This window comes from Flavobacterium sp. LC2016-13 (assembly GCF_009707955.1).
Lineage (GTDB): Bacteria > Bacteroidota > Bacteroidia > Flavobacteriales > Flavobacteriaceae > Flavobacterium.
This window is the reverse complement of sequence record NZ_WMDQ01000010.1, coordinates 34,410-61,006: the sequence shown is the minus strand read 5'-3', so window position 1 is coordinate 61,006 and position 26,597 is coordinate 34,410. Positions and strand designations below refer to the sequence as shown.

The following is a 26,597-nucleotide window of genomic DNA, read 5'->3' as shown; positions in this document are numbered from 1 at the left end:
GCTCTAATATTATTTTTATATTTGCACCCGCAATGAGGAACACGGTTCACCTGCAATCTTGGCGAGGTAGCTCAGTTGGTTAGAGCGCAGGATTCATAACCCTGAGGTCACGGGTTCAACTCCCGTCCTCGCTACAAAAATAAACCCTTAATCATCAATTGATTAAGGGTTTTTTATTTAAATGAATTACGCTGAGTTGAGAAAATTGATTGGGAAATTTAAAAAAATCGCAAATATGTCTCTGATAATATGGATTGATAATTAAACAGGATTTAGGTTTTTTGAATCGCTTTATTTTCTATTAAAAAACTTTTTTTCGGTTAGATCAGGTTGATTTTTTTTCATTTACATTGATTTTATCACCAAATATTTTCCAAAATCATCTGATGACACCCATCAACCAGCAAAAAGTTTATATTAAATTCTATTAAACCTGATTTTAGTATTAACATAAAAAGTAATACCTTTCTATTAGTATTAAAAAACACAAAATAACTACAATAACTTCTTTATAAAATAGCATTTTGCAAACTAAGTAACTTATTAATAACATGGATATAGTCAAATTTAAAATCACATCAAAAACTATAAAAGTAGAAGTGCGCAATTCTAATAATTATGTTTTTAATTTTAATACGGCTTTAGAGATTGCAAAAGAAGACAAAGATGTTTTATTAAAATTGTATAATGCATTGGATATTCTTTTTAAGAAAGAAACTCCCAGCGAAGTAAAAAACTACATTTCGCCTAACCAAACCAATATATTAGATCAGATTTCGGCTGTTGACAGTTTAGAAGAAGAAAAATAGTTATCAGGGAAGACTATTTGATTTTATGGTGCTTTTAGAAAAAATATAATTAAAATTCTCTGATATTCAATTTTACAAAAAACATGCTTTGTAATAAAATAGCTATATATTAGCAATACTAAAACATACAAAAATGCATCTTACAGCTACAGAAATGTGTTTTACCAAACCAGAAAAATTTTAAAGAATTTTAAATATCTTTGAACTTATGAGCACAGTAACAAAACAAAATCATATAGGGCGAAAAATTAGCCGTATTCGTGAACTGAAAGACATGAAGCAAGAAGCTTTGGCACAAGCCTTAGGAACCAATCAACAGGCGATTTCAGCTATGGAAAATAGCGAAACTATTGATGATGAAAAGCTTTTAGAAGTCGCAAAAGCTCTTGGTGTAAGTGTAGAAGCAATTAAAAATTTCTCTGAAGAAAGTATGATTAGTTATTTTAATACTTTTAATGACAATAGTACTGCTAATGGACTGGTTAACAACGCAAATAATTGCACTTTCAATCCATTGGATAAATTAATAGAATCTTTTGAAGAAAATAAAAAACTTTACGAGCGTTTGCTGCAAGCTGAAAAAGATAAAATAGAATATTTAGAAAAATTACTACACGGAAAATAATTCCATCAAACCAATATATTGAATCAGATTTCTGTCGTTGATAGTTTAGAAAAGGAAAAATAAAAAGTTATAATCTGGAACAACTTTTCGATCTCACCAGCATTTAAGCGTATTTTATTTATTTTTGTATCATACAAATTCTTCTAAATGAAACGTTCCGGTACGGCAGATCTTCCATTACATTATGGACATGTTCCATTATGGCTTGCTGACCGAATGTCTAAACTTGGTTTTGCAATTGTAGAAACGATTGCCCTTGAATTTTCTACTTCCGAAGTAATCAGTAAACTAAGTAATCCGTTTTGGTTTCAAAGTTTTGGTGCTGTTATGGGAATGGATTGGCATTCTTCCGGAATTACAACTTCTGTACTTGGAGCATTAAAAAAATCAGTAAATCCACATTCAAAAGAACTCGGAATATATATTTGCGGAGGAAAAGGCAAACATTCGATGTTAACGCCACAAGAGCTTCTGTTTGTGGGCGAAAAAACAGGTCTTGACGGCAACAATCTTGCAAATTGCAGCAGACTTACCGCTAAAGTTGATAATACAGCTATTCAGGACGGATTTCAACTATACCAACATAATTTCATTGTTGATAATAAAGGACAATGGGCCGTTATTCAGCAAGGAATGAACCCAAACTCTAAAACCGCAAGAAGATATCATTGGCATTCGCAAGATTTAAAATCTTTTATAAATGAACCTCATACTTTTATTTATGGCGAAAATCAAGGTACTATTTTAAATCTTACGGCTCAGACAGCCGAAAAATCCAGAGACGGTATTTTAGAATTATCGAAAGAATCTCCAACAAAAATCATGAAGGAGATGCAGTATCTTGCTATGCCGGCGCACCACGATGTGAGAATGGAAGATGTTAACATGAAAAGACTTGGCGCAATGCTTTGGGCAACTCATGAAAATAAACCGGAAGATTTTGAGGAATTATTGCTTTTAAAAGGAATGGGACCAAGAGCATTACAATCATTAGCTTTGGTTAGTGAAATCATTTACGGCACTCCTACCCGATTTGAAGATCCTGCACGTTTCTCATTTGCACATGGTGGAAAAGACGGACATCCGTTTCCTGTTCCGATAAAAATCTACGATGAAACGATTGACACTTTGCAAAGAGCAATTAATCGTGCAAAAATTGGTAATAGTGATAAAATAGAAGCAATTCGTAAATTATCTGAAATTTCAAGAAAAGCAGAAGAAAGCTTTACTCCGAATGATAACTTTGATGCACTGATTCAAAAAGAACGGGATGAATCGTATCTATATGGCGGAAGAACTATTTTTGGAAATGCTAAGCCTCCCAAAAACAAACCTGCAAATCCAAATAATCAACTGGAATTATTTTAATGTTTACAAGATAATTTTATCAATCTTGATTATGGAAGAATAATATTTTATTTGACCATTAAAAAAACACGCAAACAACGACGATAAACTGCTGTTAAATTAGCACTTTTGCAAAATAGAATTAGATCAATATGGATATCGTCAAATTTAAAATTACCTCAAAAACCATAAAAGTAGAAGTACGCAATTCTAATAATTATGTTTTTAATTTTAATACTGCTCTAGAAATTGAAAAAGAAGACAAAGAGGTTTTGCTAAGACTATATAATGCATTAGATATTCTTTTTAAGAAAGAAATTCCGAGCGAAGTAAAAAACTACATTTCTCCGAACCAAACCAATATACTTGACCAGATTTCTGCTGTTGATAATTTAGAAGAGAAGAAGTAATCTCATGATCTGTCACTGTTTAATAACATCTGACTTATTTTAACATTACAATAACATGTGTTATTGATATATTGCCAAGACAATTAGCGGTTTAACCATTTAATTTACCTACATTCGTTTAGTATCAAAATTACTTTATCCCTAATTTAAGGTATACGTTCTAATAATTATTAAAATATAGGTGCTTTTCCAGCAAATTACTGCCATTATTTTTTTCAAATACAACTTCGCTTTATATGAGCATCAGAAAAAAAAATGGTGATAAGGAAATAATCCTTTCCCAAAAAGAAATCCTTCAAAAGGAAAAAGCTTCAAAAAATACCGAATTAGTTAGTCCCGAAAAAAAACTGTTGATTCAAAATGACGGCAAGGCAGTCCTATTTCAAAATAAGGAAAAACAGGAAGCTGAAATCCAAAATCTCAAACAACAACTTTATGCCAAAGAGCAAGAGTTAAACAATCACATTAACGCTGTTGATACTACTAATGCATCTATAGAATTCGATCTGGAAGGTACTATTTTAAGTGCCAATAAAAACTTTCTCGAAATCATGGGGTACAGCGAAATAGATTTGATTGGAAAACATCATAGTCTTTTGGTTGATCCTGCGTATTCAAAATCAAATGCTTATCAATTATTCTGGAACAGCTTAAAAAAAGGAATTTATCAAAAAGATGAATTTATAAGGGTCGCTAAAAATGGTACATTGATATGGTTTTTTGGCAGTTATAATCTCATTTTTGATGCAATGGGCAAACCGTACAAGATTTTAAAAATTGCCACAGATATTACGCTTGCAAAAACACAATTTTTGCAGTTGGCGGTTCAGGCACAAGAAAAAGAAAAACGAGCTGCTGAATTGATTATTGCCAATAAGGAATTGAAATTTCAGAATGAACAAAAAGAAAAAAGGGCATCTGAATTGATTATTGCCAATAAAGAACTTGCTTTTCAGAATATCGAAAAAGAAAAACGGGCTGCTGAATTGATTATCGCTAATAAGGAATTGAAATTTCAGAATGAGCAAAAAGAAAAACGGGCAAAAGAACTCATTATAGCCAATAAAGAACTTGCCATTCAGAGTAGGGAAAAAGAAAAACGCGCTGCTGAATTGATTATTGCCAATAAAAAATTAGCCTCTGAAAATATTCTGAAAGAAAAAAGAAAAGTTGAGAAAGAAAAACGGGCGGCAGAATTAAAAGTGAAAAATTTCGAACTCGCTTATCAGGAAAAACGAGCTCATGAACTAACACTGGCAAATAGTGAACTAAAAAAAGCTCAGGAAGAACTTGAATCATTTTCTTACTCTGTTTCTCATGATTTACGCGCTCCAATACGAGCGATCAATGGTTATACACAAATTTTAACTGAAGATCATACTGATTCTATTGATGAAGATGGAAAAAAAGTGCTTCAGGCTATCATCAATAATTCTAAAAAAATGGGAATGTTGATTGACGATTTACTCTCTTTTAGCAAATTAGGACGTAAAGAAGTTTCTTCGACAAATATAGATATGACAACTTTATTAAATGGAGTCATCAGCGAAATAACCATTGAAAAAGGCGAGAATACGCCAATATTTGAAATTGACGAACTTGATCAGGCATACGGAGATCCGTCGCTTATTAAACAAGTTTGGATAAATCTGATTTCTAATGCAATCAAGTATTCAAAACACAAACCGGAAACCAGAATTAAGATCACCTCAACTTCTAAAAAAGATGAAGTCATATATAGCGTAAAAGACTGGGGCGCAGGATTCGACATGGAATATTACGATAAATTATTTGGTGTTTTCCAACGTTTGCATTCACAGGAAGAATTTTCGGGAACTGGCATTGGATTGGCTATAGTTCATAAAATAGTCAATCGCCACTATGGAACGGTGTGGGCAGAATCAAAATTAGAGGCAGGCGCCAACTTTTACTTTAGCCTGCCGAATATTAAACTTAAAAAATAAAAAAATGAACTACGACGATATCGAAATTTTATTTGCAGAAGATAGCATGGAAGATGCAATGCTAACTATTCGTGCACTTAATAAAAGCGGTTTTACAAACAAACTCTTACATGTAAAAGACGGTGCTGAAGCGCTTGATTTTATATACTGCAGGGGAATATATTCAGAGAGAAATCCAAAATCACAACCTAAACTATTTCTTTTAGATTTAAAAATGCCAAAAATGTCGGGAATACAAGTACTTGAAAAGGTAAAAAGTGATGCTGCGCTTAAATCGATTCCGGTGGTTATCCTGACCTCTTCGCAAGAAGATCCTGATATAGAAAAATGCTACAGTCTTGGAGCTAACAGTTATATTGTAAAACCTGTAGACAGTAATAATTTTTTTAATTCCATTAAAGAAATAGGAATGTACTGGATGATATTGAGTCAGCCTGCAAAATAAAACTTAAATAATAGAATTACTTTCATTCAAAACTATGATTCCATATCAAATGAAAAAAGATATTAGAATATTGATATTAGAAGACAACACTGCAGATGCGGACTTAATAGTCAGGCATTTGATCAAATCAGGATTGTCTTTTATGTCTAAAATAGTTGAATCAAGAAAAGTGTTCGAAGAATCTATTGATACTTTTTTTCCGGACATTATTTTATCAGACTATTCATTGCCATCCTTTGATGCTTTTTCTGCATTTAAAATAGTCAAAATTAAAAAACTCAATATACCGTTTATAATAATTTCAGGTACAATTGGGGAGGAAAATGCTGTAATGCTTATAAAAGAAGGTGTAACTGATTATGTGTCTAAAAACAATATTTCATCTTTATTTCAAAAAATAGACCGCGCACTAAAAGAAGCTCAGGAATTAATTGAGAAGGAAGACCTTATTAAAAAACTAAAAACACAAACTGCCGCACTCTTATTAGCCAATAAGGAATTAGAGTTTCAAAATGCTGAAAAGGAAAAAAGAGCAATTGAATTAATGAATGTAAATAAAGAATTGCTTGCATTTAATTTTATCTCTAGTCATGATCTTCAGGAACCTCTTCGAAAAATTCAGACTTTCATTTCTATTATCATGGATAAAGAGCTGAAAACCATGAGTACAGCCGGAAAAAATAATTTGGAACGCATACATGTTGCCGCGACAAGAATGAGGCAGCTTATTGAAGATTTGTTAGATTTTTCGAGGGTTAGTATTGCAGATCATCCTTATGAAATGAGTAATTTGCGGGATATTATTGAAGATGTTAGAGCTGAACTTTTGGATACGATTGATCAAAAAAAGGCATTTTTTAAAATAAACGAATTAGTTCCTGTAAATATAATACCATTTCAGTTTCGTCAACTTATTTATAACTTGATCAGTAACTCATTAAAGTTCTCGATTCCCGGCGTTGCGATTGATATTACCATAGAATCTACTATTCTTAAACATAATGAGTTCAGGTTGCTTAATCTACCCAATAGTCCGCAGGTTTGTAATTATTGGAATTTTAGTTTTAAAGATAACGGAATAGGTTTTGATGCCCAATACAACGAGATTGTTTTTATTATATTTCAAAGACTACATCATCTTGAGCAGTATTCAGGAACAGGAATTGGCCTTGCTATTGTAAAGAAGATTGTTGATAACCATAATGGAATTATTGTTGCTAACGGAAGCTTAAACAGTGGCGTTACATTTAATATCTATATTCCAATAATTGAAAATTCTAAAAATTAAAGCTATAAAAGATTAATATATAAAATCAAAATCGCGTTAAAAACGATAAAAATAACAGTACATAATTTGAATAATTATGTACATTTTTCAAACAAAACAGCTCTAATTATTCATTTATTTAGGGCTTTTTATTTGCTTTTTTTTAAGAATTTACCTTCTAAAATCTTAAAAAAAATCTTTCCTAAAATGAATAAATTTCATTTTTTAAAGATTTTAGGCCTTCATAATTTTAAAATTTTATACATAAAAGGCTTTCAAAAAAAGATTTCATTTACGAAAAAACAGATCTGATTTCTTAAAAATTTCTGACAAAGCAACTTAGTTTTTCAACAGAAAAAATCCTCTAAAATTTAATTTTTAACACATTAAAACTGATTTAAAAACATTAAATCAGAGGGCTGAAATTTGCAAAAAAACAAGAACAAAAAAACATGCAAATCTGCTAAAAAAGCATTCGAATTTATGTTAAAAAAACAATGGTTTTTTCATTAAAAAAAATTAAATTTACAGCGTAAAAAACATAGAATAAATTACCGAATAACTACTTGTAAATTAAGGGTTTTTGTAGATTTTTCTTAAACTTTTCTTATGAAGAATTTGCATACAATTTCAGAAATAAATTCTACCGATTTCGACTCAGTAAAAGAGATAATTTACGAGTCAAAATTAATAGATGAAAAGCTACTGAATCTAGAAAATGCTGTGCTGTTTATAAAACACAAACTGGACCGAAATAAAGCTAAAGTTTTTGTCAAAAAAGAAGATAACATTCCTGTAGCATTTATTTTGCTTTATTATAAAGTAAACCCTTTATCTAAAATAAAATACAATTGGCATATTTCATATTTATACGTCAAGCCAGATTTTAGACGAAAATATATTGGTAAAGAAATTATAATGAAATGTATTGATTTTGCTAAAAAAACAAAAGTCGATCATATTTCTTTAAATACGGATACTGAAAATTATGCCGCGCATCAGCTTTATGAAAGTTTTGGTTTTGTCCGGAAAAATTTTATCTCTAACTATTACTATTACGAAATGAAATTATCGTATGAATAATAAAAAAGGTTCTTTGAAGTGCAGAACCTGAATATAAAATCTATTATTACTTTTTACTCCAAATCTATATTATATGATTACAACATTACTTAAAAATTATTTAAAAAATTTCAATCAGTTTTCTGTAGAGGTTAAGGTTTTAGCGATTACAACTTTTATTAACAGATTGGGCGCCATGGTTGTACCGTTTCTTTCTAAATATATGATGGAACAACTTCATTTTACCTACAGCCAGATCGGATGGGTTATGGTATTTTTTGGTTTAGGTTCTTTTATCGGAACCTGGATTAGCGGAAAATTATCTGATAAATTTGGGTTTTATAAAGTCATGGTTTTTAGCTTATTCACAAGCGGACTTATATTTATTATGCTTCAGTTTCTAACAACTTTTTACAGTTTTTGCCTGGGAGTATTATTATTAACTACTGTTTCAGACATGTACCGACCAGCAATGTTGGTTTCATTAGATAGTTATGCCGGCAGAAACGAAAGAACAAAAGCTTTATCATTAATTCGATCTTCGGTAAATCTTGGTTTTATGTTTGGCCCGTTGATTGGCGGAATCATTATTACCATTTTAGATTACACGTTTTTATTTTATATTGATGGCTTAACTTGTATTTTAAGCATTTTGTTATTCGTCATTTATGTAAAAGAAAAAAAATTGCCTTTTAAACTAAATACCTTCAAATACTTAAAAGAAGGTAATTCGATTTTGCAGGATAAACCTTTTTTACTTCACTTAGTAATTACCTTGATTACGGGTATTTTATTTTTTCAAATGTTTACAACTCTTTCTCTTTATTACAAGGAAGTTTTCAATTTTACAAGTGTAGAAAGCGGTTTGTTTTTGGCTTTGAATGGTGTAATAATATTGCTTTTTGAACTTTCAATTGTGAGTTATGTCGAATCTAAAAACATAAACAGACTTTTAATCGTTTCGTATGGAGTACTATCTATGGCGGTGAGTTACTTGTTTTTGCTAATAGAACACAGCATTTTGGCACTTATAGTAATGATGATTTTTATGACTATCGGAATTATGTTTACTTTTCCCTTTGCTAATTCATTTGTAAAAAACAGATCTCTTAAAAAACAAGAAGGGAAATTTATGGCGGCTTTTACAATGAGTTATAGTGTTGCTCATATTTTAAGCACAAAAACAGGTATGACTATTATAACGGATTATGGATATAAAGCCAATTGGGTATTTTTAACCTGTTTAGGTTTTATAGGTTTTCTTTTGGCTTATCGTTTGGTTTTTATTGTAGCAAAAGAAAAAGAAACTATCAAGAAGAAAATCGTAGAATCTATTTTTACACCTAACACAAAATAATAGGGTTTACAAAAAATAGCTTGAGTAGAAAAACACTAATTACTTTAAACAAAAAAGCTCGTTGAAAAATAATTTCAACGAGCTTTTTTTATATTCATTTTACATCAAGAGTTTCAACTAAAAATTTAAAGTAGATTTAAAAGGTAACTATTTGAGGCAAAGTTTAAAAGAATTAGTAAAAAATGAAATTACATTTTTTCAGTAATATCTTTTTTAAATCTATTCAAAAGTGCTTTTGTCATTCCTAAATTTGCTTTATTAGAATCTACAGCCAAATAAATAAAATATTCATTGTTTTCTGAAATGTCGATAATGTGAATTTGATTCGTAAGTGTAATCATGATATCATCAATATTTTGATCTAATCCTAAAGCACTAATTGCATTTAATTTAGCTTTTACCACTTCTAAGTTAAAGGCTGAAGCCAATTCAGGATCAAAACTAGCAACAGAAGAGTCACTAAAATAAGAAATACCACTTTTAATTTCGGTTACGGCAACTGCGATATAACCAGGAATGTTTTTTTTAACTTCATCCCCAAATTGTTGTAAAAAATCTGACATATTAAATTGTTTTAAATTATTGTTTATTTATATATTTCAATGACGTCTAAATGTTTGCGAACAATTAAACAGAGATTAAATTTGTTTTAAAAAGCTGTTTTTCTTTTTTTCTGAATACTAAAAATTATTTTTAATCTTTTTAGAGCGATCAACAACGTAAGAAACTAACCATGCTATTTGTCCTTCTTTTGCAAAATATATCTTCTTTGATTTCAAATTAGGAATACTTTCAAGACAGGCGATTAAAATATTATTGGCAGAAATTAAATGCTTCTGACTATAAGTATTGATCACTTTATCTACTTCTTTGCTTGTTTTAGCTAAGTTTTCATACTTAATAAAGTTATTCTTCAAAACAGCATCATAATCTATAACATCTTCCATTTTTAATGGAATAAAATGATCTTCGTTAATTTCATTGTAATACAAAGTTGTAAATGCCCAAATTGCCCCACCAGACAGATATATTTTCTTTTTCTCAACTAATTGAGGTTTCGTTCGAAGCATCTCTTTTATTTTATCTCTTAAAAGCGGTGCATACTCAAACGATTTTTCCTTGTAAACTCTCATATCATTTATTTCTCTGGGAATTACAATTGTTTTATTAATTGCTTCGGTAAGTGTGATGGTACCGAAATCTAGTTTTAGAGGAAAAAACTCAAATTTATCATTAACCATATCTACATAACCACCTTTTGTATTACCACCGCCAATGTCAAGAACAATAGCATCCTGATAATCTGTTGAAGGAATAGAACCTTTTAAAAGCATTTTGCCCTCTGCTTCTACACTAATAAAATCAAGTTCCTTATTCGTTAAAGTTTTAATCTTATCGCTTAAAGCTTGCGTATTATGAGCCAATGCCACTCCCGAAGAAGCAACTATATAAATAAATTCGTCCGGTACATTATATTGTTTTTTAATTTTCGAAAGATTTTCAAAAACTACAGCTCCTGCGTTGTTTATATCTTCTTGGGCAAGATTACCATCAATAGAAATACCTTTGGCAATACCTACATTTTCTGTCCAATACCCCAAGATATCGTAATCTCCTTTTTTGATATTATTTACCTCAATCACTGAAATTTTAATTCCCTTACTTCCTATTTCAATTCCGGCATAAACACTCTTTTGCGCAAATGCACCAAAAGAAATGAAAAAGAGGAAAAAGAGAAAAGATAATTTCAATAAGTATTTTTTTTGCATGCGATTCTTAATTATTAATTCTTATACCGTTTGTTTTTCAATCAAATACGTAATATTTTCAATTAAGGTTTATTAATTGGGTTATTTAGTTTAATAGTTTATTATTTAGTCTGGAATTGCATCATTTATATTACAATTGGTTCCTGTAATACTTGGTTATATTTCAATTTTAAAAAATTAATGAGTCTTATTTTTTTGAAATAAATTAACGCGCAAAAGTCATTTTTATCTGCGTATAAATTTGTAGCAAATTTTCAGATTGCATGTAGAATTAATTCTACAACTGTTCGTTGCTTTAGTATCTAAAGTAAGGAAAATAGGAGAAATCTTATTTTGAATTTGATCTTACTTAAAGTAAAATTAGTAATGAGTACTGTAAACATAATGGAAACCCAAAACATTCGGACTAATAACCTAGCAAAAGGAAAACAGGAAGATATTTTATAATTTGAGATTGAAAAACAGTAAAGATTTGCAGATTTAAAAATTTAACTTTTTCATTGCAAGTATTACTTTACAATAGGTTTTTCATTGAATTGAAAATAATGTAAATTGTAAAAATTTAATGTCATTTTTTTTAATGTAGTGATGATCAAAAACAAAAAAATCCAAACTAAGTTGGATATTGAATAAAAGTACTCTATTAAAAAAAGAAAATAATTTAGTTTTTATAAACCCCTAAAATCTCAACTAACCTTACAACGTTACTGATTCCGAGTTTATCAAAGATTCTGTTTTTAAGAGTGCTCACCGTAGACATTTGAATCTTTAATTTATTTGAAATTTCAAGATTTCCGTCTCCGTTTCCCAAAAGTTCTGCCACTTCTATTTCTCTGTCTGATAATTTTTCCAGTGGATTAATAGGCTTATTTAATAAAGCATTTTCCACAATTTTATCTTTAACAACATCGCTTATATATTTTCCGGTTTCAAGAATTGATTTTACGGCATTTATAATTTCTTCGTCTTTGCTGTATTTATTTAAAAAGCCATTTGCTCCTGCATGAATGTAACGTAAAGCATATCTGGATTCATCATAAGCTGAAAACATCATTATTAGCAAATCAGGATGTCTCAACCTTATTTCTTCAATCATTTTGGTACTGTTTCCTCCGGGAAGATTAATATCAAGGAAAATCAAATCATGATTTTGGTTCAATTTGCTGAGTAAATCTTCAAAATTATCAGCATGAGTTATAGTTACTTTGTCAAAAGCTTTTTTTAATAGTACTGAAACTCCATGACGGACTACACCATGATCATCTACTAATAGTATCTTTAAATCTTTGTTCATTGTTTTGGATAACTGATTAAACAAATATACCTATAAACCAATAAAATACACAAAACAACACACTAATTTATTTTTAAGTTTAACTTTTGTTAATTTAAATTTAATCGATTACAAAATGAAATCGATTTCGAAGTCTGTTAACATTAAACAATTGATTCTTATATTTAAATTAATTTTATATTAGCGTTAAAAAAGAATCAGAATTAAGTCAGAATGCAAAAGGTAAACAAAGCGATTGAAATTTTCAGATTGCTACCAATATCAACTGGATCGAGAACAAATTGTACTTTAATAAATAGAAACGATTTATATGAAAAAAGACATTCACAGATTTATTTTTTCCATTTGCGGATTGTTGTTATTTCTGTTTCCTAAAAATGTAATCGGACAAGCAATTGACTCAATTCCTTCAAGCAATCAGCAACAAATTTTACTTCATTCTAAAAGTATAAACGAAGACAGGACAATTTGGATTCATACACCGCCAGAATACGCCACTTCAACTGATACTTATCCGGTTTTATATTTACTTGACGGCGGAAGCCATTTTAAGTATGTTTCAGAAATGGTAGATTTTCTTTCTGATTTTGAGACTAATTTTATTTCAAAAATGATTGTTGTGGGAATTCCAAATACAAACCGCGGAAGAGATTTTACACCAACATTTGACTTAAAAGAAAACGGTGCAGAAAAATTTCTGGGCTTTATAAAAGATGAACTCGTTCCGTACATTGATAAAAACTACAGAACACAACCGTATCGAATTCTTGAAGCACATTCATTGGGAGGACTTTTTGGGATTTATGCAAATGAAACGGCACCAAATCTATTCCAGGCGTCCATTATTATCAGTCCGGCCTTAACAGGCGATAAGAATAGAGAGAAAGTAATGTCAGACTTCAGTTCTTATCTTAAAAATAATAATCAACTCTCAAATACGTTTTTTGTGACTATCGGAAATGAAAACACACAAGGAGTTGATACGCTAACCAAACAATTAAAAACGTCTGCTCCAAAATCTTTTCAATGGAGTTATAAAACATACAAAGAAGAAAATCACTTTTCTGTACCTTACAAAAGTATGTATGACGGACTTCGATTTATTTACAGCAATTGGCATACAGAGGCTTTTCTTAACCCAAATAAAATTTCATATAAGGATATAGAAAATCATTTTAAAAAATTATCTAAGGCGTTTGGTTATGCAATAAATCCAACAGAAGATTTCCTAAATCAATGTGGCTATCAGCAACTTCGGTTTAAACATATTGAAGAAGCAATCGAGTTTTTTAAGCAAAATATTAGATTGCATCCAGATTCATTTAATGTTTATGACAGCATGGGTGAAGCATATATGATAAACGGACAAAAAGCCTTAGCAATTGAAAATTATGAAAAATCAATTGTTATAAACCCAAAAAATGAAGGAGGAAAGGAAATGCTTAAAAAATTAAAGAACGAGTAATTATAATTTTTAATGGAAATAAAAGAAACCGGCGGAATTTCAGTAGCTTTAAATAGAGAATTTGCAAGAATTAATTCTAGTTTAAAAGTTTTGGGTTCAGAAAATGGAGAACATATAAATCTTACTTCAGCAATAGTTGAAAACGAAAACAAATTCTCGCAGATTGGCATTACAGATAAAAAAGACTACGGACTTGACTTTTGGAGAGATGGAGTTTATTTAGCAGTTGGAAGAGCAAAAGATATTCAAGAACTTGCAAAAGTTTTAGATTTTTGGCTTTGTCAGGATGTTACAACTAAATCACTTTGCGAAAATTTCACATTTGTTCGCAGCGAAGAAGGTGCAGCCGAATTTGATGAAGGTCGGGAAATTGAATATATATGGACCTGTTTCTTAGAAAAAGATGATAATTATTCAGGTCTTAGTGAGTTTATAATTTTAGCTGCTAAGGATCCAATTTTAAGTAACTTATTTCCATTTACCAGTATGGATACCTTATGTTTTAGCAAATGTACAGGTTATCCGTTTGACATAGCTGGTATGCCTAATATAATACGGAAAGAATTTGACCAAGGAAATAGATTGGACGTAAACCCTAATAACAAAATACAGTACGTCGTTAGAAATGATACAAGAGATTATCTCGGTGAAGGAAACGCAATTGAAGCTTTAAAAATTATTAAAGACAATATGCCAAAAAATATACAACGCGCAAGAAAAGGAGTGGCTCTGGAATAAACACCTAATTAAAACAAAAATACCTTGTCAATAAAACAAGAACCAGAATTAATCGCAATCCTCAAACAAATAATAAATGTCAATATATCAAACATTAGCAGCAATAGGATCTAAGTATATTGGGAAACCAAAACTTTTTAAATACGGCTTTAATCTGTCTCCTATGTACAGAAGAAGCACCGCAAGAGTCATCAATATATCAGATGATTTATTGCATGTACAGATAAAACTTCCTATTAGTTATAAAAACAAAAATTATGTAAACTCTATTTTTGGAGGAAGTATGTTTGCAGCCGTAGATCCAATTCCGATGATTCAACTGATGAATCTTTTAGACCAAAATTTTGTTGTTTGGGATAAATCAGCCGAAATTTATTTTAAACGTCCGGCGAAAGAAGATTTATATGCCGATTTTACTTTTACGCTGGAAGAGCTGGAGGATATTAAAAACAAGATCCTTCAACAAAATGAATTAGAAATCGTAAAAACGACTTTCCTTACCAATAAAGAAAAATCTATTACGTTTTGTGAAGTCCGTAAAACAATTTATATCGCTGATAAAAGTTATTTCAAGAAGAAGAGAGAAAACAAAAAGAAACTTTAAAATTATCAGGATTTATTTTTTTTCAAAATAAAGATAATTGGTGCTATTGCTTACGTCGCGTAATCGTATTTGTGAATTATTAAATTCAAATAACTTCCAATCGTTATTCAGTTTACTCAGTAAATCTGAACTAAAAGTTAATTTTAATTCTTTAACGCCACTTTGTACTGTATTTTCCCATTGACCTGTTTCTGAAACGCCGCCTTTAGTAGCAACTACTGATTTATCACTTTTAAAAACAAATGAATATCCAGTATACGAAGCTGTTTTTTCTGAACCGGAAAAGAAATATGGTATTTCCCAGGAACCTTTTGTTATCACTTCTGTCAAATCAAGCGTTACAATATTGTTTTCCGGGCAGTAATCAATAGCATATTTTATAGCATTTTCGAACTCTAAATTGTTCGTTACCGATTTTGTCTGACCATGATAATCTACTATCGAAATTGGATATTGTAATGAAATATACTGACTGGCATTCAAATTTTTTATAAAATTAAAAAAAGCCTGATCACTTATTATAGATTGAGAACTTGCAATTTGATTGGCGCTGTTATAGCTATTAATTGTTATAGGATAATTGATATTGAGTCCGTTTATTTTAGATAAAAGATCAGGATATTGATTCCAATAATTGATTAAAGAATCAAAATCAGCTTCATTGGGAATCACTTTCTGGATGTAATTATAGTACACCATCGTTACCGGAAAATCAATTTTTACAATATCATCATCCGTAGTACTTGCGTTGATATTGTCTGCTACTTTTTGATAATCTGCGGTCGTATTAACAGCAATTTGAGTATTATTAACCGTAACCGTATAAGGGAGTTTTATGGTACAATAAGTCGATCCGTCGATTATATTATCCTGCACGGTCTGAACCATTGCAACCCTTTGCAAATAAGTAGTAAGAGGAGATGCATTAGTAACTGTTCCTTGTGCAGTATTATTACCCTGCTCATCTATTTCATTTTGGCAAGACAATAGAAACAAGAAAACTATTATTGATAAATATTTTTTGAAAGGGAACATATTTATATTTTTACAAAGGTAATAAAATTTAAGAAACTGTTTTTTAATAAATTTGGCATCAAGGGTTTCTGTTTCAATTTTTTAAACCCTTCATTATCACAAGAAAATAGCATTTCATGTTTATATAAAACAATCAGCTTTGCTTTTACCCTACTTAAACTAAAAACAAATACTTTTGCATTGTACAAATTGAAAAATCCAAATGCCAAATAAAACCCAATCAAACACTTGTGATGAAATAATCTTTTCGTCTTTTTTTAAAAGTCACATAAAAGCGCTTCGGAATTTTCTTTTTTACAAATTTGGCAATATCGATCAGGCAGACGATTTAGCTCAGGAAGCCTTTGTAAAACTTTGGCAAAACTGTGCTTCGGTACCGTTAGAAAAAGCAAAATCATATATTTATACGATTGCAAATAATAGCAGTCTGAACGAAATTGCGCACCAGAAAGTTGTTTTGAGATATGAAAAAAACTTTACAGGTTTGGATAAAACAAACGAAAATCCGGAATATATTCTGGAAGAAAAACAATTTCAGTCCAAACTTTTGAAAGCCATTGAAAACTTAAACGAAAAACAACGCATTGCTTTTTTGATGCACCGAATTGATGGAAAAAAATACAGCGAAATTGCCTTAGAATTAAACATTAGCGTAAAGGCAGTAGAAAAGCGCATTCATCTCGCTTTGTTAAGCTTACGCAAAGAAATTGATTTATAAAAGTAGGGTAAACTTCGTTCTAATTGTTTTAATAATATAATAGAGTACAATGAAAGAAAATCGCTTATTAGCTAAATGGCTTAACGATGATTTATCTCCGGATGAATTAGCTGAATTTGAAGCAAGTCCCGATTTTGAAAAATACCAAAAGATAAAAAATTATACAAATCATTTAGAAGTAAGTGATTTGGATGAAAACGCTATGTTGTCGAATATTCTGAGCCAGAAAAAAGCAACTCCAAAAGTAATTCCTTTATACAAAAACTGGATGTTTAGAGCAGCCGCTATTTTTATTTTAGCTCTTGGAATTACCTTTTTTATGAAATTTTTTGTGCCTCAGACGCAGACAGCAAATTTTGGAGAAAAAACCACTTTTTTATTACCTGATAATTCTGAAGTAGTTTTAAACTCAGGTTCTGAAATAAATTATAAAAAATGGAACTGGAACAACAACAGGCGTCTCGAATTAAAAGGTGAGGCTTATTTCAGAGTTGCTAAAGGCAGACGATTTGAAGTACAAACCAGTCTGGGAAAAGTATCTGTTTTGGGAACTCAATTTAATGTTAAAGCCAGAAAAAACAGGTTTGATGTCGTGTGTTATGAAGGACGCGTAAAAGTAAATTATGCAAATACCCAAATTTTATTAACGCACGGACAAAGCGTTAGTTTTGAAAACGGCAGACAAGTTAACAGAAATGTAAGTGTATTGAAACCAGAATGGATAGACAATCAAATTTGTTTTAATAAAGAAAATATCAGAACCATATTAGACGAAGTTGAAAGGCAATATAATATTACAATCGAATTAAATACGAAAGATACCGTTTCACTATTTACAGGAAAATTACCCGCTAAAGATTTAAATGTAGCCTTGCAGATTATTAGCACAACGTATCATTTAGAGGCGAAAAAAGTCTCAAAAAATAAAATAATTTTTGACGAAAAATAAATGTTGCTCCCCAAACAATTTCATTTTTTGTTTTTTCTATTTTTCTTTGCCCTGAACCTTTTTGCTCAGGACAAAGGAAAACTTGTGCCTTTTAAAAAAATCATAATTGATATTGAACAGCAACATCAGGTTAGCTTTAATTATACTGAAGACAATATTGCCGGGCTCGAATTAATTCCTCCAAAAAAGTCACTTTCGTTAGAACAAAAACTGCAATATCTGACCAGGGAAACCAATTTATCTTTTGAAAACATTGGAAACAAATTCATTAATATTTATAAAAAAAACAGAGATCATGAATCGCAAATCATTTGCGGATATGTTTTTTCAGGCGTGGATAAAAAACCTATTGAAAACGCCAATATTAGTTTGCTAAATAAAACCCAATTTACTACGGATTCAAACGGTTATTTTGAGTTTGAAAAAGAAGATCAAAATATATTTGTAATTAGTCACGTTGGGTTTGTAACCAAAAGAATTGTGGTGGCTAATTCAGATTCTAAAAATTGTATTCAAATACTATTAGAACCTGAAATTACAGAACTGGCAGAAATTAAAGCCAATGCTATTTTGGCTTCAGGAATTTCAAAAAATAAAGACGGATCATTTGAAATTAAACCCAAAAAATTTGGTATTCTTCCCGGACTTATTGAACCTGATGCTTTGCAGACGATGCAGCAAATTCCGGGTGTAAACAGTATCGATGAAAGCGTTTCGAGCATCAACGTTCGCGGCGGCACACACGATCAGAATTTATTTTTGTGGAATGGAATTCGAATGTACCAAACGGGACATTTTTTTGGTTTAATATCAGTCTTCAATCCAAATTTGGCCCATACTATTTCTATTTATAAAAACGGAAGTTCTGCATTTTACGGAGAAAGTGTTTCGAGTGTAGTCGCTATTTCTTCTACTCCCGAAACAACAGAAAAAAACTCTTTTAGCGCCGGAATAAATATGATTAATGCTGATATTTATGCAAAATATAATCTTTCGAAAAAGAGTTATATCGAAATCTCGGCACGTAAATCAATTACTGATTTTGTAGAAACGCCTACGTATAAAGAATATTTCAATAAAGTATTTCAAAACACTACAATCACTGATTTCTCTAAAAATCAAAATGTCGATTATCAAAGTGATAAAAAGTTTGGTTTTTATGATGCCACGCTCAAATACGCTCAAAAAATAGGAACCAAAGATCAAATAATATTAGACTTAATTACCATTAAAGACAATCTTGAAGTTTTTCAAAGTGCGACTGTATATGACATAAACCGATCTGAAAACAATGTTTTACGCCAGCAAAATTATGGAGGAAATTTGTCCTGGAAAAGAAACTGGAACAACTTTAATACAACAAAAATTAATGTTTATAACTCCGCTTATGAACTTCTGGCGAATCAAAAAACAACTTTTGAAAATCAAATTGTCATTCAGGAAAATACAGTAAACAATAATGGAATTAATTTAGAGAACAACCATATTATTACTTCTAAATTTAGTTTTAACGATGGTTATCAGTTTAATGAAATTGGTATTACTAATTTGGAGCAGGTAACGAATCCTGATTTCTACAGAAAAATTAAAGACGTGCTGCGAACTCATGCCTTAATTTTAGAAGGAAAATACAACGACACGATTTCCAGAATATATTTTAAGGCCGGAACGCGAATCAATTATATCGAAAAATTTAAAAAATACATTGTTGAGCCCCGAATTCAATTGAGTTATGGCATCAATAAAAATTTAAATTTAGAATTGCTGGGCGAGCTAAAAAGTCAAAATTCACAGCAAACCATTGATTTACAAAAAGATTATTTTGGTATTGAAAAAAGACGTTGGATTATCTCAAACAACACCACAATTCCAATTCAAAAAAGCAGACAATTATCTCTAAATTTATTCTACCAAAAGAATGACTGGTTGTTTGATATCGAAAATTTTTATAAAAAAGTAGCCGGAATTACAACGTCCAGCCAGGGTTTTCAGAATCAGTTAGAGTTTGTTAAAACTAATGGCGATTATGAAGTTTGGGGAGCAGAAATGCTTGTTCAAAAAAAAATGAATCATTTTCTGACCTGGTTAAGTTATACGTATAATCATAATAATTATCATTTTTCTAATTATGAATATCCTAGTTTTCCTAACAACTTCGAGGTAATGCATACCGCATCGTGGGCTGGAATTTATGAGAAGAATAACTTTAAAATTGCTTTGGGGACAAAATGGTCTTCGGGCAGGCCAAAAACTTCTCCTGATCTTTCTCAAATTGATCTTTCAGATCCAGTTTTGGTTTACAATAAACCGAACAATACAAATCTGCATATTTTTTCACAGGTTAATATTTCGTCTACTTACAAGTGGGAAACTTCAAAAGGAATTCAATACAAATTAGGCATATCTATTTTAAATGTCCTAAACAGACGAAATGAAATCAGTGAATATTATAGAATAAGTTCCTTAACAAATTCTATAGAAGAAGTCGAAACTTTTTCACTGCAACGAACTCCAAATCTGAGTTTTAGAGTTTCATTATAACACAATTCCTACACGGTTTTTAAAAACTTCCGTACTTCTCTTTTATTTTTTTTTATAAAATATCAATTCTTTGGTAGGGTAATCTGCATTAAAGCTGTTTTACTATTGAATCTATCAAAAGAATAAAAAATGACTGCCTTACAAAACTTGATACTATATCATCAGGGTTATTTTTTTCATGACAGTTCATAACAATAAGCTTAAGATTATTGAATGAAATGTTTATCGAAAAGAAAAACCATTGATAAACAATCACCAAACAAGAACACTTTACGATTTCTGTAAAGTATAAATTTTCCCTTTTTAACATAACCTAAATTAAAAGAACGATGAAATTAAAACAAATCAAATTCGCTTTAGTTGCTCTTGCAGCAACAACATTTTTCGTAAGCTGTAGTAGTGATAATAGTGACACACCTGATCCTACTCCTCCAACTCCTCAATTAAAAACAGAAGTTAACCTTGCGACAAGCGCGACATTAGGTTCTTATCTTACAGATAAAACCGGAAGATCACTATATTTTTTCTCAACAGATGCAAACGGACAATCTTCTTGTACAGGAGGATGTGAAGCTTTATGGCCTCCTTATTTCGTAGATAATTTAACTGCAGATAAATTAGGTGCAGGATTAACATTAACCGATTTTGCTACCATAACTACTGCATCTAACAAAAAACAATTAACCTATAAAGGCTGGCCATTGTATTATTATGCACCGGTTTCAGGAACTGATCCTTATGGTAACGCAGGAACAAATACTATTGAATCTCCGGGTCAAACAACTGGAGACGGATTTGGCGGTATTTGGTTTATTGCAAAACCTGATTATTCTATTATGATTGTAAGAAGCCAGCTTGTAGGCCATGATGGTAAAAACTACAAATCAGATTATACTGTTGGAGATGGTGTAACGACTTATTTTACAGATGCTAAAGGTTTAACATTGTATACTTTCAAAAATGATAATTTTAAAAAGAACAATTTCACAAAAGAAGATTTTTCTAACAATGCTGTTTGGCCAATATATGAAACAGACAAAATTGTTGTTCCTTCTTCTCTTGACAAAACTAAATTTAGTGTAATTACTGTTTTTGGTAAATCTCAATTGGTTTACAACGGTTGGCCTTTATACTATTTCGGACAAGATGCCAGCGTAAGAGGTGCCAACAAAGGAATTAGTTTCCCTGCTCCTGCTGTTTGGCCTGTACCTGTAAAAGATTCGCCACTTGCGATCTAAAAAGCACAGTATATTTCAAATTAGTCCAATAGAAATTGGGCTAATTTGAAATAATAAAAAGAAAAAATCCAGTACACTACGTCAAAATTAAAATCATAAAATCAGATGAGTAAAACAAAAATCAAGATTTTGATAGTGTTGTTAGTGATAAGTTTTGGCCCCTACTATATCTATCAAAATATTTTATACAAAGATGCCCGAGACATCAATAGTGAAAAATCAATACTTACGATTACTGCTGAAAATTTAGAGAAAGAATATACGCTCGATCCTACAAAGGGAGATTCAAAATATTTAAATAAAACAATTGAAATCGAAGGAAAAGTTTCAGAAGTTACAGATTCTTCAATGGTAATTGATGGTAAAGTATTTTGTAAAATGAATGAAAAGGCAAAAATGGCTTTCATGAACAAACAGATCAATGTAAAAGGAAGATGTATTGGTTTTGATGATTTATTCGGAGTAGTCAAATTTGATCAATGCAGTATACAACAACATTAAATATGAAAAAAAAAATATTCATAATAGCCAGTTTTTTAATCTGCCTATATAGTAATGCCCAAGAGGATTTACTCTCCAGCCTGGATTCTACGCAAGTAGTTGATAAAAATGCAACAGCCACTTTTAAAGGTTTGCAAATTATAACGCTGCAATCGACAAAATTAGCTGCCAAAAAAGAATTATATATCGTGATATCGCATCGTTTTGGAACTGTAAAAGGCGGAATTTCGGAGTTTTTTGGTTTTGATGATGCAACGACAAAAATTGGTGGAATTTATGGTGTAACCGATTGGCTTTCTGTAAGTGCATCACATCATACTTTGCTAAAAATAAATGAAGCTTCGTTAAAATACAGGCTTGTTAGACAAAATGATGAGTTTCCTGTTGATATTGTGGGTTATAGTACAATAGATTTTAATAGTGGATTAAAAAAGGACGATTATCCTAAAATTGAATTTTCGGATCGATTAGCGTATGTAAATCAACTTCTGATTTCAAGAAAATTTTCTGATAAATTATCGCTGGAATTGGTGCCTTCATACATTCATAAAAACCTGTATAATCCGGATATAGAAAACGATAATCAATTTACGTTAGGCGCAGGCGGAAGATTAAAACTGACCAAAAGGCTTTCTCTTAATTTAGAATATGGTGCAAATTTTAATAAACCTGACTTTTATAATAATCCATTATCTGTTGGACTTGACATAGAAACCGGAGGACATATTTTTCAATTGCTTTTTACCAATTCTCAATCTATGACCGAGAGCGGTTATCTTACGAGTGCTGCAGGCGATTGGGGAAAAGGCGATTTTTTCTTTGGGTTTAATTTATATAGAGTTTTTTAAAAGTATAAAATATGAAAAAATATATTTATCTATCTGGCATTATCCTATCATTATACGGTTGTGAATCTAACACTTACGAAAGTTTGGAAGAACCAGAAGTTATTGTTGGCACAGTTACCTACAACGCAAATACTAAGGCTGTTTTTGATGCCAATTGCATTGCTTGTCATCCATCTGGAGGAACGCTTACACCTCTGGAAACGTATGCCGAAGTTAAAGATGCTATGCAAAACACTAATTTATTAGATCGAATTCAGCGCCAAAACGGAACTCCCGGACAAATGCCAAAAGCGGGAAGAATGTCTCAGGATAAAATAAATACAATTCTGCAATGGAACACGGATGGATTATTAGAAAACTAATCATAACCCGTTATGTGTAATTATTTTTAACACATAGAATCATAGTCCCGATCCCGAAACTTCGGGACGGGATTGTAAACTTATAAAAGACGTTTCACTCAACTCACATCAACAATCCCGTCCCGAAGTTTCGGGATCGGGACTATGTCTGAAGAAACTAGTTTCTTTTTTATACTCTTTTAAACATAAAAAATCTATGTTTCTATGTGTTAAACTGCTTTTTTTTAATTACGCCAAATGGGTTAATCAATACTAAAAAAATGAAAAAACGAATTGTACTGCTGTTTTTATTGGCTGGAATATTTCATGTTTCTGCTCAAAAATATGCAACAAAAACGGGGAGTTTAAAATTTGAGGCAACTGTTGATTCTTTTGAAGAAGTGGCAGCAGAAAATAAAAATACATCTGCTATTCTGGAATCATCAACGGGAGAAATTGCCGTATTAACGCTCATGAAAGGATTTCGGTTTAAAGTGGCGTTAATGGAAGAACATTTTAATGAAAATTATGTAGAATCAGATAAATTTCCGAAAGCTACATTTAAAGGAAAAGTAGAAGATTTTGATGCATCAAAACTTTCATCAACTCCTAAAATCTTTAAAATTTCAGGAGATTTAACGTTGCACGGAAAAACAAAAAAAATAACCGTAAACGCCAAAATTTTAAAAGCTGATGATAAAATTACGATAACAGGAAATTTTGACGTAAAAGCAGAAGACTTTGCTATTGAAATACCAAAACTGGTTAGTAAAAAAGTATCTGATAAAATCAAAGTGGGTTTGAATTTATCGCTTACAAAATTATAAACTCGTAAATAGACTTTAACTGGTCAGAATTACTAAAAGTGCTAAATATTTTATTTCAGCACTTTTTTTATATTTACAGCGTTTTTATATCGCAAATACCTCATTAATAAAATGTTTCAAATCTTACTCTTTAAAGTTTATAAATTAAGAAATGCAACGCCGAGGAGAATTTTAACAAAAATAAAGTTTTTTTTAGTTAACAAAATTATTAACTTGTTATAGAATTAGAGCTAATACACCGTATTAATCTTGTTTCGTACAGGTCTGCTTCTACGTTTTTCTAAAACAAATTATAGCACAGCATTCCTGAAATAATTTAACTAATACATAAAAATGCACTCCTTTTTATTGTAATTAAAAAAATAAAACTATGCGAGTATCCGTAATCCGAAAAAATATAAAATTTATCCCAGATTCCAAAAGAGTTGTTGCCCGATATTTTATGAATGGCGAAGAACGAACACAACAAATGGTAAGCCGGATAATGGTGCTGGATGAAAAACAAGTATTAGAAACCTTAGAACAAACCCTTCGTGAGTTTGCCAGGCGTCATCGAAATATTTCGGCTATATTTTTTAGACATTGCGAGAAAATCAGACCTTTAATAGAAGCGATGCAAATAGATTATGAAGCTTTATCTCTTGACAGAAAAATGCTGATTGGTTCTTTTTGTACTATGGAATATGCTATTGAATCTGCTGCTATTTTCAATCCTTCTATTGTAGAAGATTTTGACCAGTCAGGTTTAGAATTAGGAGAAAAACGCGTTATCATTTCTTTCCGTGCAACAGGCGAAGGCCATATTTCTTCTATTGTTTTTAGAAGAGGAATTCTGGATAAAGACAATAATCTGCAGGTAATGAAAATTGGCCATAATATTGACAAGGCCGAGATTGAACATAAAACGTTATTCAACAAAGAGCGATTTCTGTCGAAATTGTCTGAAATGCATACGCAGGATAAATATATAGAGCAAATTATGCAGGATTTGCCTAATGAATTCGAATTTGCCATTTTAAAAAACATGGTAAATACTGCTTTAAGCGACCCATCGATTAGTCAGGAAAGAAAAACTGCACTGGAAGAAATACTTTGGTTAGCAAATTCATTTTATGATTTGCAATTTAAGCACGATTCTGATATTACAGAACGCGTTATTTTTCCAATATCTGAATCTGAAAGCCGCGGAATTGAAGACGCTCGTTTTGTTCGTTTTATTGATGATGACGATTCTGTTCGTATCATGGCGACCTACACAGCTTATAACGGTCACGCCATTTTACCTAAACTTATTTCTACCGAAGATTTTTATTCTTTTAGAGTAATGCCTTTGCATGGCATTGGTGCACAAAATAAAAATCTTGCCTTGTTTCCCAGAAAGATAAAAGGCAAATATGCAATGCTTGCCCGAATTGATGGTGTGAACAATTACATTATGTATTCTGATCGTGTTACGCAATGGAACAATCCGATTTTGCTGCAAGAACCGCGTTATACGTGGGAACTTACACAAATAGGAAATTGCGGTTCTCCGCTTTGGACTCCGGATGGCTGGCTCGTTATTACGCACGGTGTTGGTACAATGAGACGTTACTGTATCGGTGCTTCATTATTAGATCTTGATGATCCGTCTAAAGAAATTGGAAGACTGAGCGAACCATTGCTTTCACCACTCGAAGACGAGCGCGAAGGTTATGTGCCAAATGTTGTTTATTCCTGCGGCGCTATTATTCATAACGACAGCCTTATATTACCTTATGCTGTTTCTGATTATTCTTCTACTTATGCTGTAGTTAGTATGAAAGAATTATTAGACGCTTTGAAAAAAAGTAAATAAAACTGAAATTAGTAAAGATTAAACAACAGCAAAGCTTACTAAAACTTTTTCAAGATATTGTTTTGCTTTGTTTTTATTTCTTTGATTTACCAACTCTGATTCACTTTCTAATTTAAAAATAAGGCAGACTAAAAATCCGGATATAGTCATTATAAAAGTCTCTATATCGGTATGGTCTGCCTGTTTATAAATACTTTCTCTTTTTATGATATTTTTTAATGTTTCGCGATTCAATTTAAAATAAGAATTTATAAGCGTAACAATTTTTTCATTTTCATTCGACAATTTCTCTTTCATCATTAATTTATAAAAAGGCTGATGATCTGCGATTAAATCGATGAAAAAATTAATATAAACCAAAAGTTCTTCCGAAGCCGTTTTATTTCTCAGGTCAATTCTCTTTTCAGCGGTTTTAAATTGTTCTATCCTTCTTTCGAATATCATTACAAACAAATTTTCTTTAGACTTAAAATAATAATTCAGCATTGCGGTATTGATATTTGCTTTCTGAGCAATAAGTCGCACCGTAGTATCTTTCGAACCATAATTACAAAACAGTTTTTCTGCTATATCGAGAATCTGATCTTTTTTATTTCTTGTATCCAC

The 26,597-nt window shown here is 31.0% G+C and carries 26 protein-coding genes and 1 tRNA gene; 22 read left to right on the top strand and 5 right to left on the bottom strand.

Annotated elements, in window-relative coordinates:
* The first annotated feature begins 60 nt into the window (after positions 1-60).
* The 10 genes from GKZ86_RS19120 to GKZ86_RS19075 all read left to right on the top strand — a co-directional run bounded on the left by GKZ86_RS19120 (position 61) and on the right by GKZ86_RS19075 (position 9,286).
* A tRNA-Met gene (locus GKZ86_RS19120) sits at positions 61-134 on the top strand.
* 417 nt (positions 135-551) lie between these two features.
* Positions 552-809 (top strand): hypothetical protein, encoded by a 258-nt coding sequence (locus GKZ86_RS19115; protein WP_154784657.1) that lies wholly within the window; start codon positions 552-554, stop codon positions 807-809.
* 208 nt (positions 810-1,017) lie between these two features.
* A complete protein-coding gene (locus GKZ86_RS19110; RefSeq protein ID WP_154784656.1) occupies positions 1,018-1,434 on the top strand; it encodes a helix-turn-helix domain-containing protein in 417 nt (138 codons plus the stop codon).
* A 147-nt stretch (positions 1,435-1,581) separates the two neighbouring features.
* On the top strand, positions 1,582-2,802 hold the full coding sequence (locus GKZ86_RS19105; RefSeq protein WP_154784655.1) for a DUF763 domain-containing protein: 1,221 nt from the start codon (positions 1,582-1,584) through the stop codon (positions 2,800-2,802).
* A gap of 131 nt (positions 2,803-2,933) precedes the next feature.
* Entirely contained in the window at positions 2,934-3,191 is a 258-nt protein-coding gene (locus GKZ86_RS19100; RefSeq protein ID WP_154784654.1) for a hypothetical protein, read from the top strand.
* A gap of 236 nt (positions 3,192-3,427) precedes the next feature.
* The gene (locus GKZ86_RS19095) at positions 3,428-5,155 is read left to right on the top strand and encodes an ATP-binding protein (RefSeq protein WP_228526620.1); all 1,728 of its coding nucleotides are present in this window, start codon (positions 3,428-3,430) and stop codon (positions 5,153-5,155) included.
* Positions 5,156-5,159: 4 nt separating this feature from the next.
* Positions 5,160-5,600: a response regulator gene (locus GKZ86_RS19090; RefSeq protein WP_154784653.1), complete on the top strand. Its 441-nt coding sequence runs from the start codon at positions 5,160-5,162 to the stop codon at positions 5,598-5,600.
* Between the two features lie 34 nt (positions 5,601-5,634).
* Positions 5,635-6,888, top strand: a complete 1,254-nt coding sequence (locus GKZ86_RS19085; RefSeq protein WP_154784652.1) for an ATP-binding protein — start codon at positions 5,635-5,637, stop codon at positions 6,886-6,888.
* Between the two features lie 588 nt (positions 6,889-7,476).
* Positions 7,477-7,950, top strand: a complete 474-nt coding sequence (locus GKZ86_RS19080) for a GNAT family N-acetyltransferase (protein WP_154784651.1) — start codon at positions 7,477-7,479, stop codon at positions 7,948-7,950.
* A 73-nt stretch (positions 7,951-8,023) separates the two neighbouring features.
* Positions 8,024-9,286, top strand: coding sequence for an MFS transporter (locus GKZ86_RS19075; protein WP_154784650.1), 1,263 nt, complete (start codon positions 8,024-8,026; stop codon positions 9,284-9,286).
* Positions 9,287-9,474: 188 nt separating this feature from the next.
* Here GKZ86_RS19075 and GKZ86_RS19070 read toward each other — a convergent pair whose 3' ends face one another.
* The 3 genes from GKZ86_RS19070 to GKZ86_RS19060 all read right to left on the bottom strand — a co-directional run bounded on the left by GKZ86_RS19070 (position 9,475) and on the right by GKZ86_RS19060 (position 12,349).
* The gene (locus GKZ86_RS19070) at positions 9,475-9,849 is read right to left on the bottom strand and encodes a hypothetical protein (protein WP_154784649.1); all 375 of its coding nucleotides are present in this window, start codon (positions 9,847-9,849) and stop codon (positions 9,475-9,477) included.
* Between the two features lie 117 nt (positions 9,850-9,966).
* Positions 9,967-11,055 (bottom strand): exopolyphosphatase, encoded by a 1,089-nt coding sequence (locus tag GKZ86_RS19065; protein ID WP_154784648.1) that lies wholly within the window; start codon positions 11,053-11,055, stop codon positions 9,967-9,969.
* A gap of 661 nt (positions 11,056-11,716) precedes the next feature.
* On the bottom strand, positions 11,717-12,349 hold the full coding sequence (locus GKZ86_RS19060; protein WP_154784647.1) for a response regulator transcription factor: 633 nt from the start codon (positions 12,347-12,349) through the stop codon (positions 11,717-11,719).
* 310 nt (positions 12,350-12,659) lie between these two features.
* On the opposite strand from GKZ86_RS19060, the gene GKZ86_RS19055 reads away from it, so the two are divergent.
* From GKZ86_RS19055 to GKZ86_RS19045, 3 genes are all read left to right on the top strand, one after another.
* Positions 12,660-13,814: an alpha/beta hydrolase-fold protein gene (locus tag GKZ86_RS19055; RefSeq protein WP_154784646.1), complete on the top strand. Its 1,155-nt coding sequence runs from the start codon at positions 12,660-12,662 to the stop codon at positions 13,812-13,814.
* A gap of 12 nt (positions 13,815-13,826) precedes the next feature.
* Positions 13,827-14,552: a DUF6193 family natural product biosynthesis protein gene (locus tag GKZ86_RS19050; RefSeq protein ID WP_154784645.1), complete on the top strand. Its 726-nt coding sequence runs from the start codon at positions 13,827-13,829 to the stop codon at positions 14,550-14,552.
* A 76-nt stretch (positions 14,553-14,628) separates the two neighbouring features.
* A complete protein-coding gene (locus GKZ86_RS19045) occupies positions 14,629-15,156 on the top strand; it encodes a PaaI family thioesterase (RefSeq protein ID WP_154784644.1) in 528 nt (175 codons plus the stop codon).
* 12 nt (positions 15,157-15,168) lie between these two features.
* On the opposite strand, the gene GKZ86_RS19040 is transcribed toward GKZ86_RS19045, so the two are convergent.
* Complete coding sequence (locus GKZ86_RS19040; RefSeq protein ID WP_154784643.1) at positions 15,169-16,191, bottom strand: hypothetical protein; 1,023 nt, start codon at positions 16,189-16,191, stop codon at positions 15,169-15,171.
* 202 nt (positions 16,192-16,393) lie between these two features.
* On the opposite strand from GKZ86_RS19040, the gene GKZ86_RS19035 reads away from it, so the two are divergent.
* The 9 genes from GKZ86_RS19035 (at position 16,394) to GKZ86_RS18995 (ending at position 25,991) form a co-directional block, all read left to right on the top strand.
* Entirely contained in the window at positions 16,394-16,909 is a 516-nt protein-coding gene (locus GKZ86_RS19035) for an RNA polymerase sigma factor (RefSeq protein ID WP_154784642.1), read from the top strand.
* A 49-nt stretch (positions 16,910-16,958) separates the two neighbouring features.
* Positions 16,959-17,858 carry a FecR family protein gene (locus GKZ86_RS19030; RefSeq protein WP_154784641.1) on the top strand — a complete coding sequence of 300 codons (900 nt, stop codon included), beginning with the start codon at positions 16,959-16,961 and terminating at the stop codon, positions 17,856-17,858.
* Positions 17,859-17,885: 27 nt separating this feature from the next.
* The gene (locus tag GKZ86_RS19025) at positions 17,886-20,399 is read left to right on the top strand and encodes a TonB-dependent receptor (RefSeq protein WP_228526621.1); all 2,514 of its coding nucleotides are present in this window, start codon (positions 17,886-17,888) and stop codon (positions 20,397-20,399) included.
* 329 nt (positions 20,400-20,728) lie between these two features.
* Positions 20,729-21,637 carry a hypothetical protein gene (locus tag GKZ86_RS19020; RefSeq protein WP_154784639.1) on the top strand — a complete coding sequence of 303 codons (909 nt, stop codon included), beginning with the start codon at positions 20,729-20,731 and terminating at the stop codon, positions 21,635-21,637.
* 105 nt (positions 21,638-21,742) lie between these two features.
* Positions 21,743-22,138, top strand: a complete 396-nt coding sequence (locus GKZ86_RS19015; protein WP_154784638.1) for a hypothetical protein — start codon at positions 21,743-21,745, stop codon at positions 22,136-22,138.
* A gap of 2 nt (positions 22,139-22,140) precedes the next feature.
* Positions 22,141-22,986, top strand: coding sequence for a DUF5777 family beta-barrel protein (locus tag GKZ86_RS19010; protein WP_154784637.1), 846 nt, complete (start codon positions 22,141-22,143; stop codon positions 22,984-22,986).
* An 11-nt stretch (positions 22,987-22,997) separates the two neighbouring features.
* Positions 22,998-23,348, top strand: coding sequence for a cytochrome c (locus GKZ86_RS19005; RefSeq protein WP_154784636.1), 351 nt, complete (start codon positions 22,998-23,000; stop codon positions 23,346-23,348).
* A 260-nt stretch (positions 23,349-23,608) separates the two neighbouring features.
* Positions 23,609-24,154: a YceI family protein gene (locus tag GKZ86_RS19000; RefSeq protein WP_154784635.1), complete on the top strand. Its 546-nt coding sequence runs from the start codon at positions 23,609-23,611 to the stop codon at positions 24,152-24,154.
* A 370-nt stretch (positions 24,155-24,524) separates the two neighbouring features.
* A complete protein-coding gene (locus GKZ86_RS18995; protein WP_154784634.1) occupies positions 24,525-25,991 on the top strand; it encodes a glycoside hydrolase family 130 protein in 1,467 nt (488 codons plus the stop codon).
* An 18-nt stretch (positions 25,992-26,009) separates the two neighbouring features.
* Here GKZ86_RS18995 and GKZ86_RS18990 read toward each other — a convergent pair whose 3' ends face one another.
* Complete coding sequence (locus GKZ86_RS18990; RefSeq protein WP_194632594.1) at positions 26,010-26,597, bottom strand: TetR/AcrR family transcriptional regulator; 588 nt, start codon at positions 26,595-26,597, stop codon at positions 26,010-26,012.

Coding starts and splice junctions, on each gene's coding strand:
- GKZ86_RS19105 (WP_154784655.1), top strand. CDS start 1,582: ATGAAACGTTCCGGTACGGCAGATCTTCCATTACATTATGGACATGTT.
- GKZ86_RS19115 (WP_154784657.1), top strand. CDS start 552: ATGGATATAGTCAAATTTAAAATCACATCAAAAACTATAAAAGTAGAA.
- GKZ86_RS19080 (WP_154784651.1), top strand. CDS start 7,477: ATGAAGAATTTGCATACAATTTCAGAAATAAATTCTACCGATTTCGAC.
- GKZ86_RS19030 (WP_154784641.1), top strand. CDS start 16,959: ATGAAAGAAAATCGCTTATTAGCTAAATGGCTTAACGATGATTTATCT.
- GKZ86_RS19090 (WP_154784653.1), top strand. CDS start 5,160: ATGAACTACGACGATATCGAAATTTTATTTGCAGAAGATAGCATGGAA.
- GKZ86_RS18995 (WP_154784634.1), top strand. CDS start 24,525: ATGCGAGTATCCGTAATCCGAAAAAATATAAAATTTATCCCAGATTCC.
- GKZ86_RS19110 (WP_154784656.1), top strand. CDS start 1,018: ATGAGCACAGTAACAAAACAAAATCATATAGGGCGAAAAATTAGCCGT.
- GKZ86_RS19035 (WP_154784642.1), top strand. CDS start 16,394: ATGCCAAATAAAACCCAATCAAACACTTGTGATGAAATAATCTTTTCG.
- GKZ86_RS19055 (WP_154784646.1), top strand. CDS start 12,660: ATGAAAAAAGACATTCACAGATTTATTTTTTCCATTTGCGGATTGTTG.
- GKZ86_RS19095 (WP_228526620.1), top strand. CDS start 3,428: ATGAGCATCAGAAAAAAAAATGGTGATAAGGAAATAATCCTTTCCCAA.
- GKZ86_RS19040 (WP_154784643.1), bottom strand. CDS start 16,191: ATGTTCCCTTTCAAAAAATATTTATCAATAATAGTTTTCTTGTTTCTA.
- GKZ86_RS19000 (WP_154784635.1), top strand. CDS start 23,609: ATGAAAAAACGAATTGTACTGCTGTTTTTATTGGCTGGAATATTTCAT.
- GKZ86_RS19015 (WP_154784638.1), top strand. CDS start 21,743: ATGAGTAAAACAAAAATCAAGATTTTGATAGTGTTGTTAGTGATAAGT.
- GKZ86_RS19100 (WP_154784654.1), top strand. CDS start 2,934: ATGGATATCGTCAAATTTAAAATTACCTCAAAAACCATAAAAGTAGAA.
- GKZ86_RS19065 (WP_154784648.1), bottom strand. CDS start 11,055: ATGCAAAAAAAATACTTATTGAAATTATCTTTTCTCTTTTTCCTCTTT.
- GKZ86_RS19045 (WP_154784644.1), top strand. CDS start 14,629: ATGTCAATATATCAAACATTAGCAGCAATAGGATCTAAGTATATTGGG.
- GKZ86_RS19070 (WP_154784649.1), bottom strand. CDS start 9,849: ATGTCAGATTTTTTACAACAATTTGGGGATGAAGTTAAAAAAAACATT.
- GKZ86_RS19010 (WP_154784637.1), top strand. CDS start 22,141: ATGAAAAAAAAAATATTCATAATAGCCAGTTTTTTAATCTGCCTATAT.
- GKZ86_RS19085 (WP_154784652.1), top strand. CDS start 5,635: ATGATTCCATATCAAATGAAAAAAGATATTAGAATATTGATATTAGAA.
- GKZ86_RS19060 (WP_154784647.1), bottom strand. CDS start 12,349: ATGAACAAAGATTTAAAGATACTATTAGTAGATGATCATGGTGTAGTC.
- GKZ86_RS19005 (WP_154784636.1), top strand. CDS start 22,998: ATGAAAAAATATATTTATCTATCTGGCATTATCCTATCATTATACGGT.
- GKZ86_RS19050 (WP_154784645.1), top strand. CDS start 13,827: ATGGAAATAAAAGAAACCGGCGGAATTTCAGTAGCTTTAAATAGAGAA.
- GKZ86_RS19020 (WP_154784639.1), top strand. CDS start 20,729: ATGAAATTAAAACAAATCAAATTCGCTTTAGTTGCTCTTGCAGCAACA.
- GKZ86_RS19075 (WP_154784650.1), top strand. CDS start 8,024: ATGATTACAACATTACTTAAAAATTATTTAAAAAATTTCAATCAGTTT.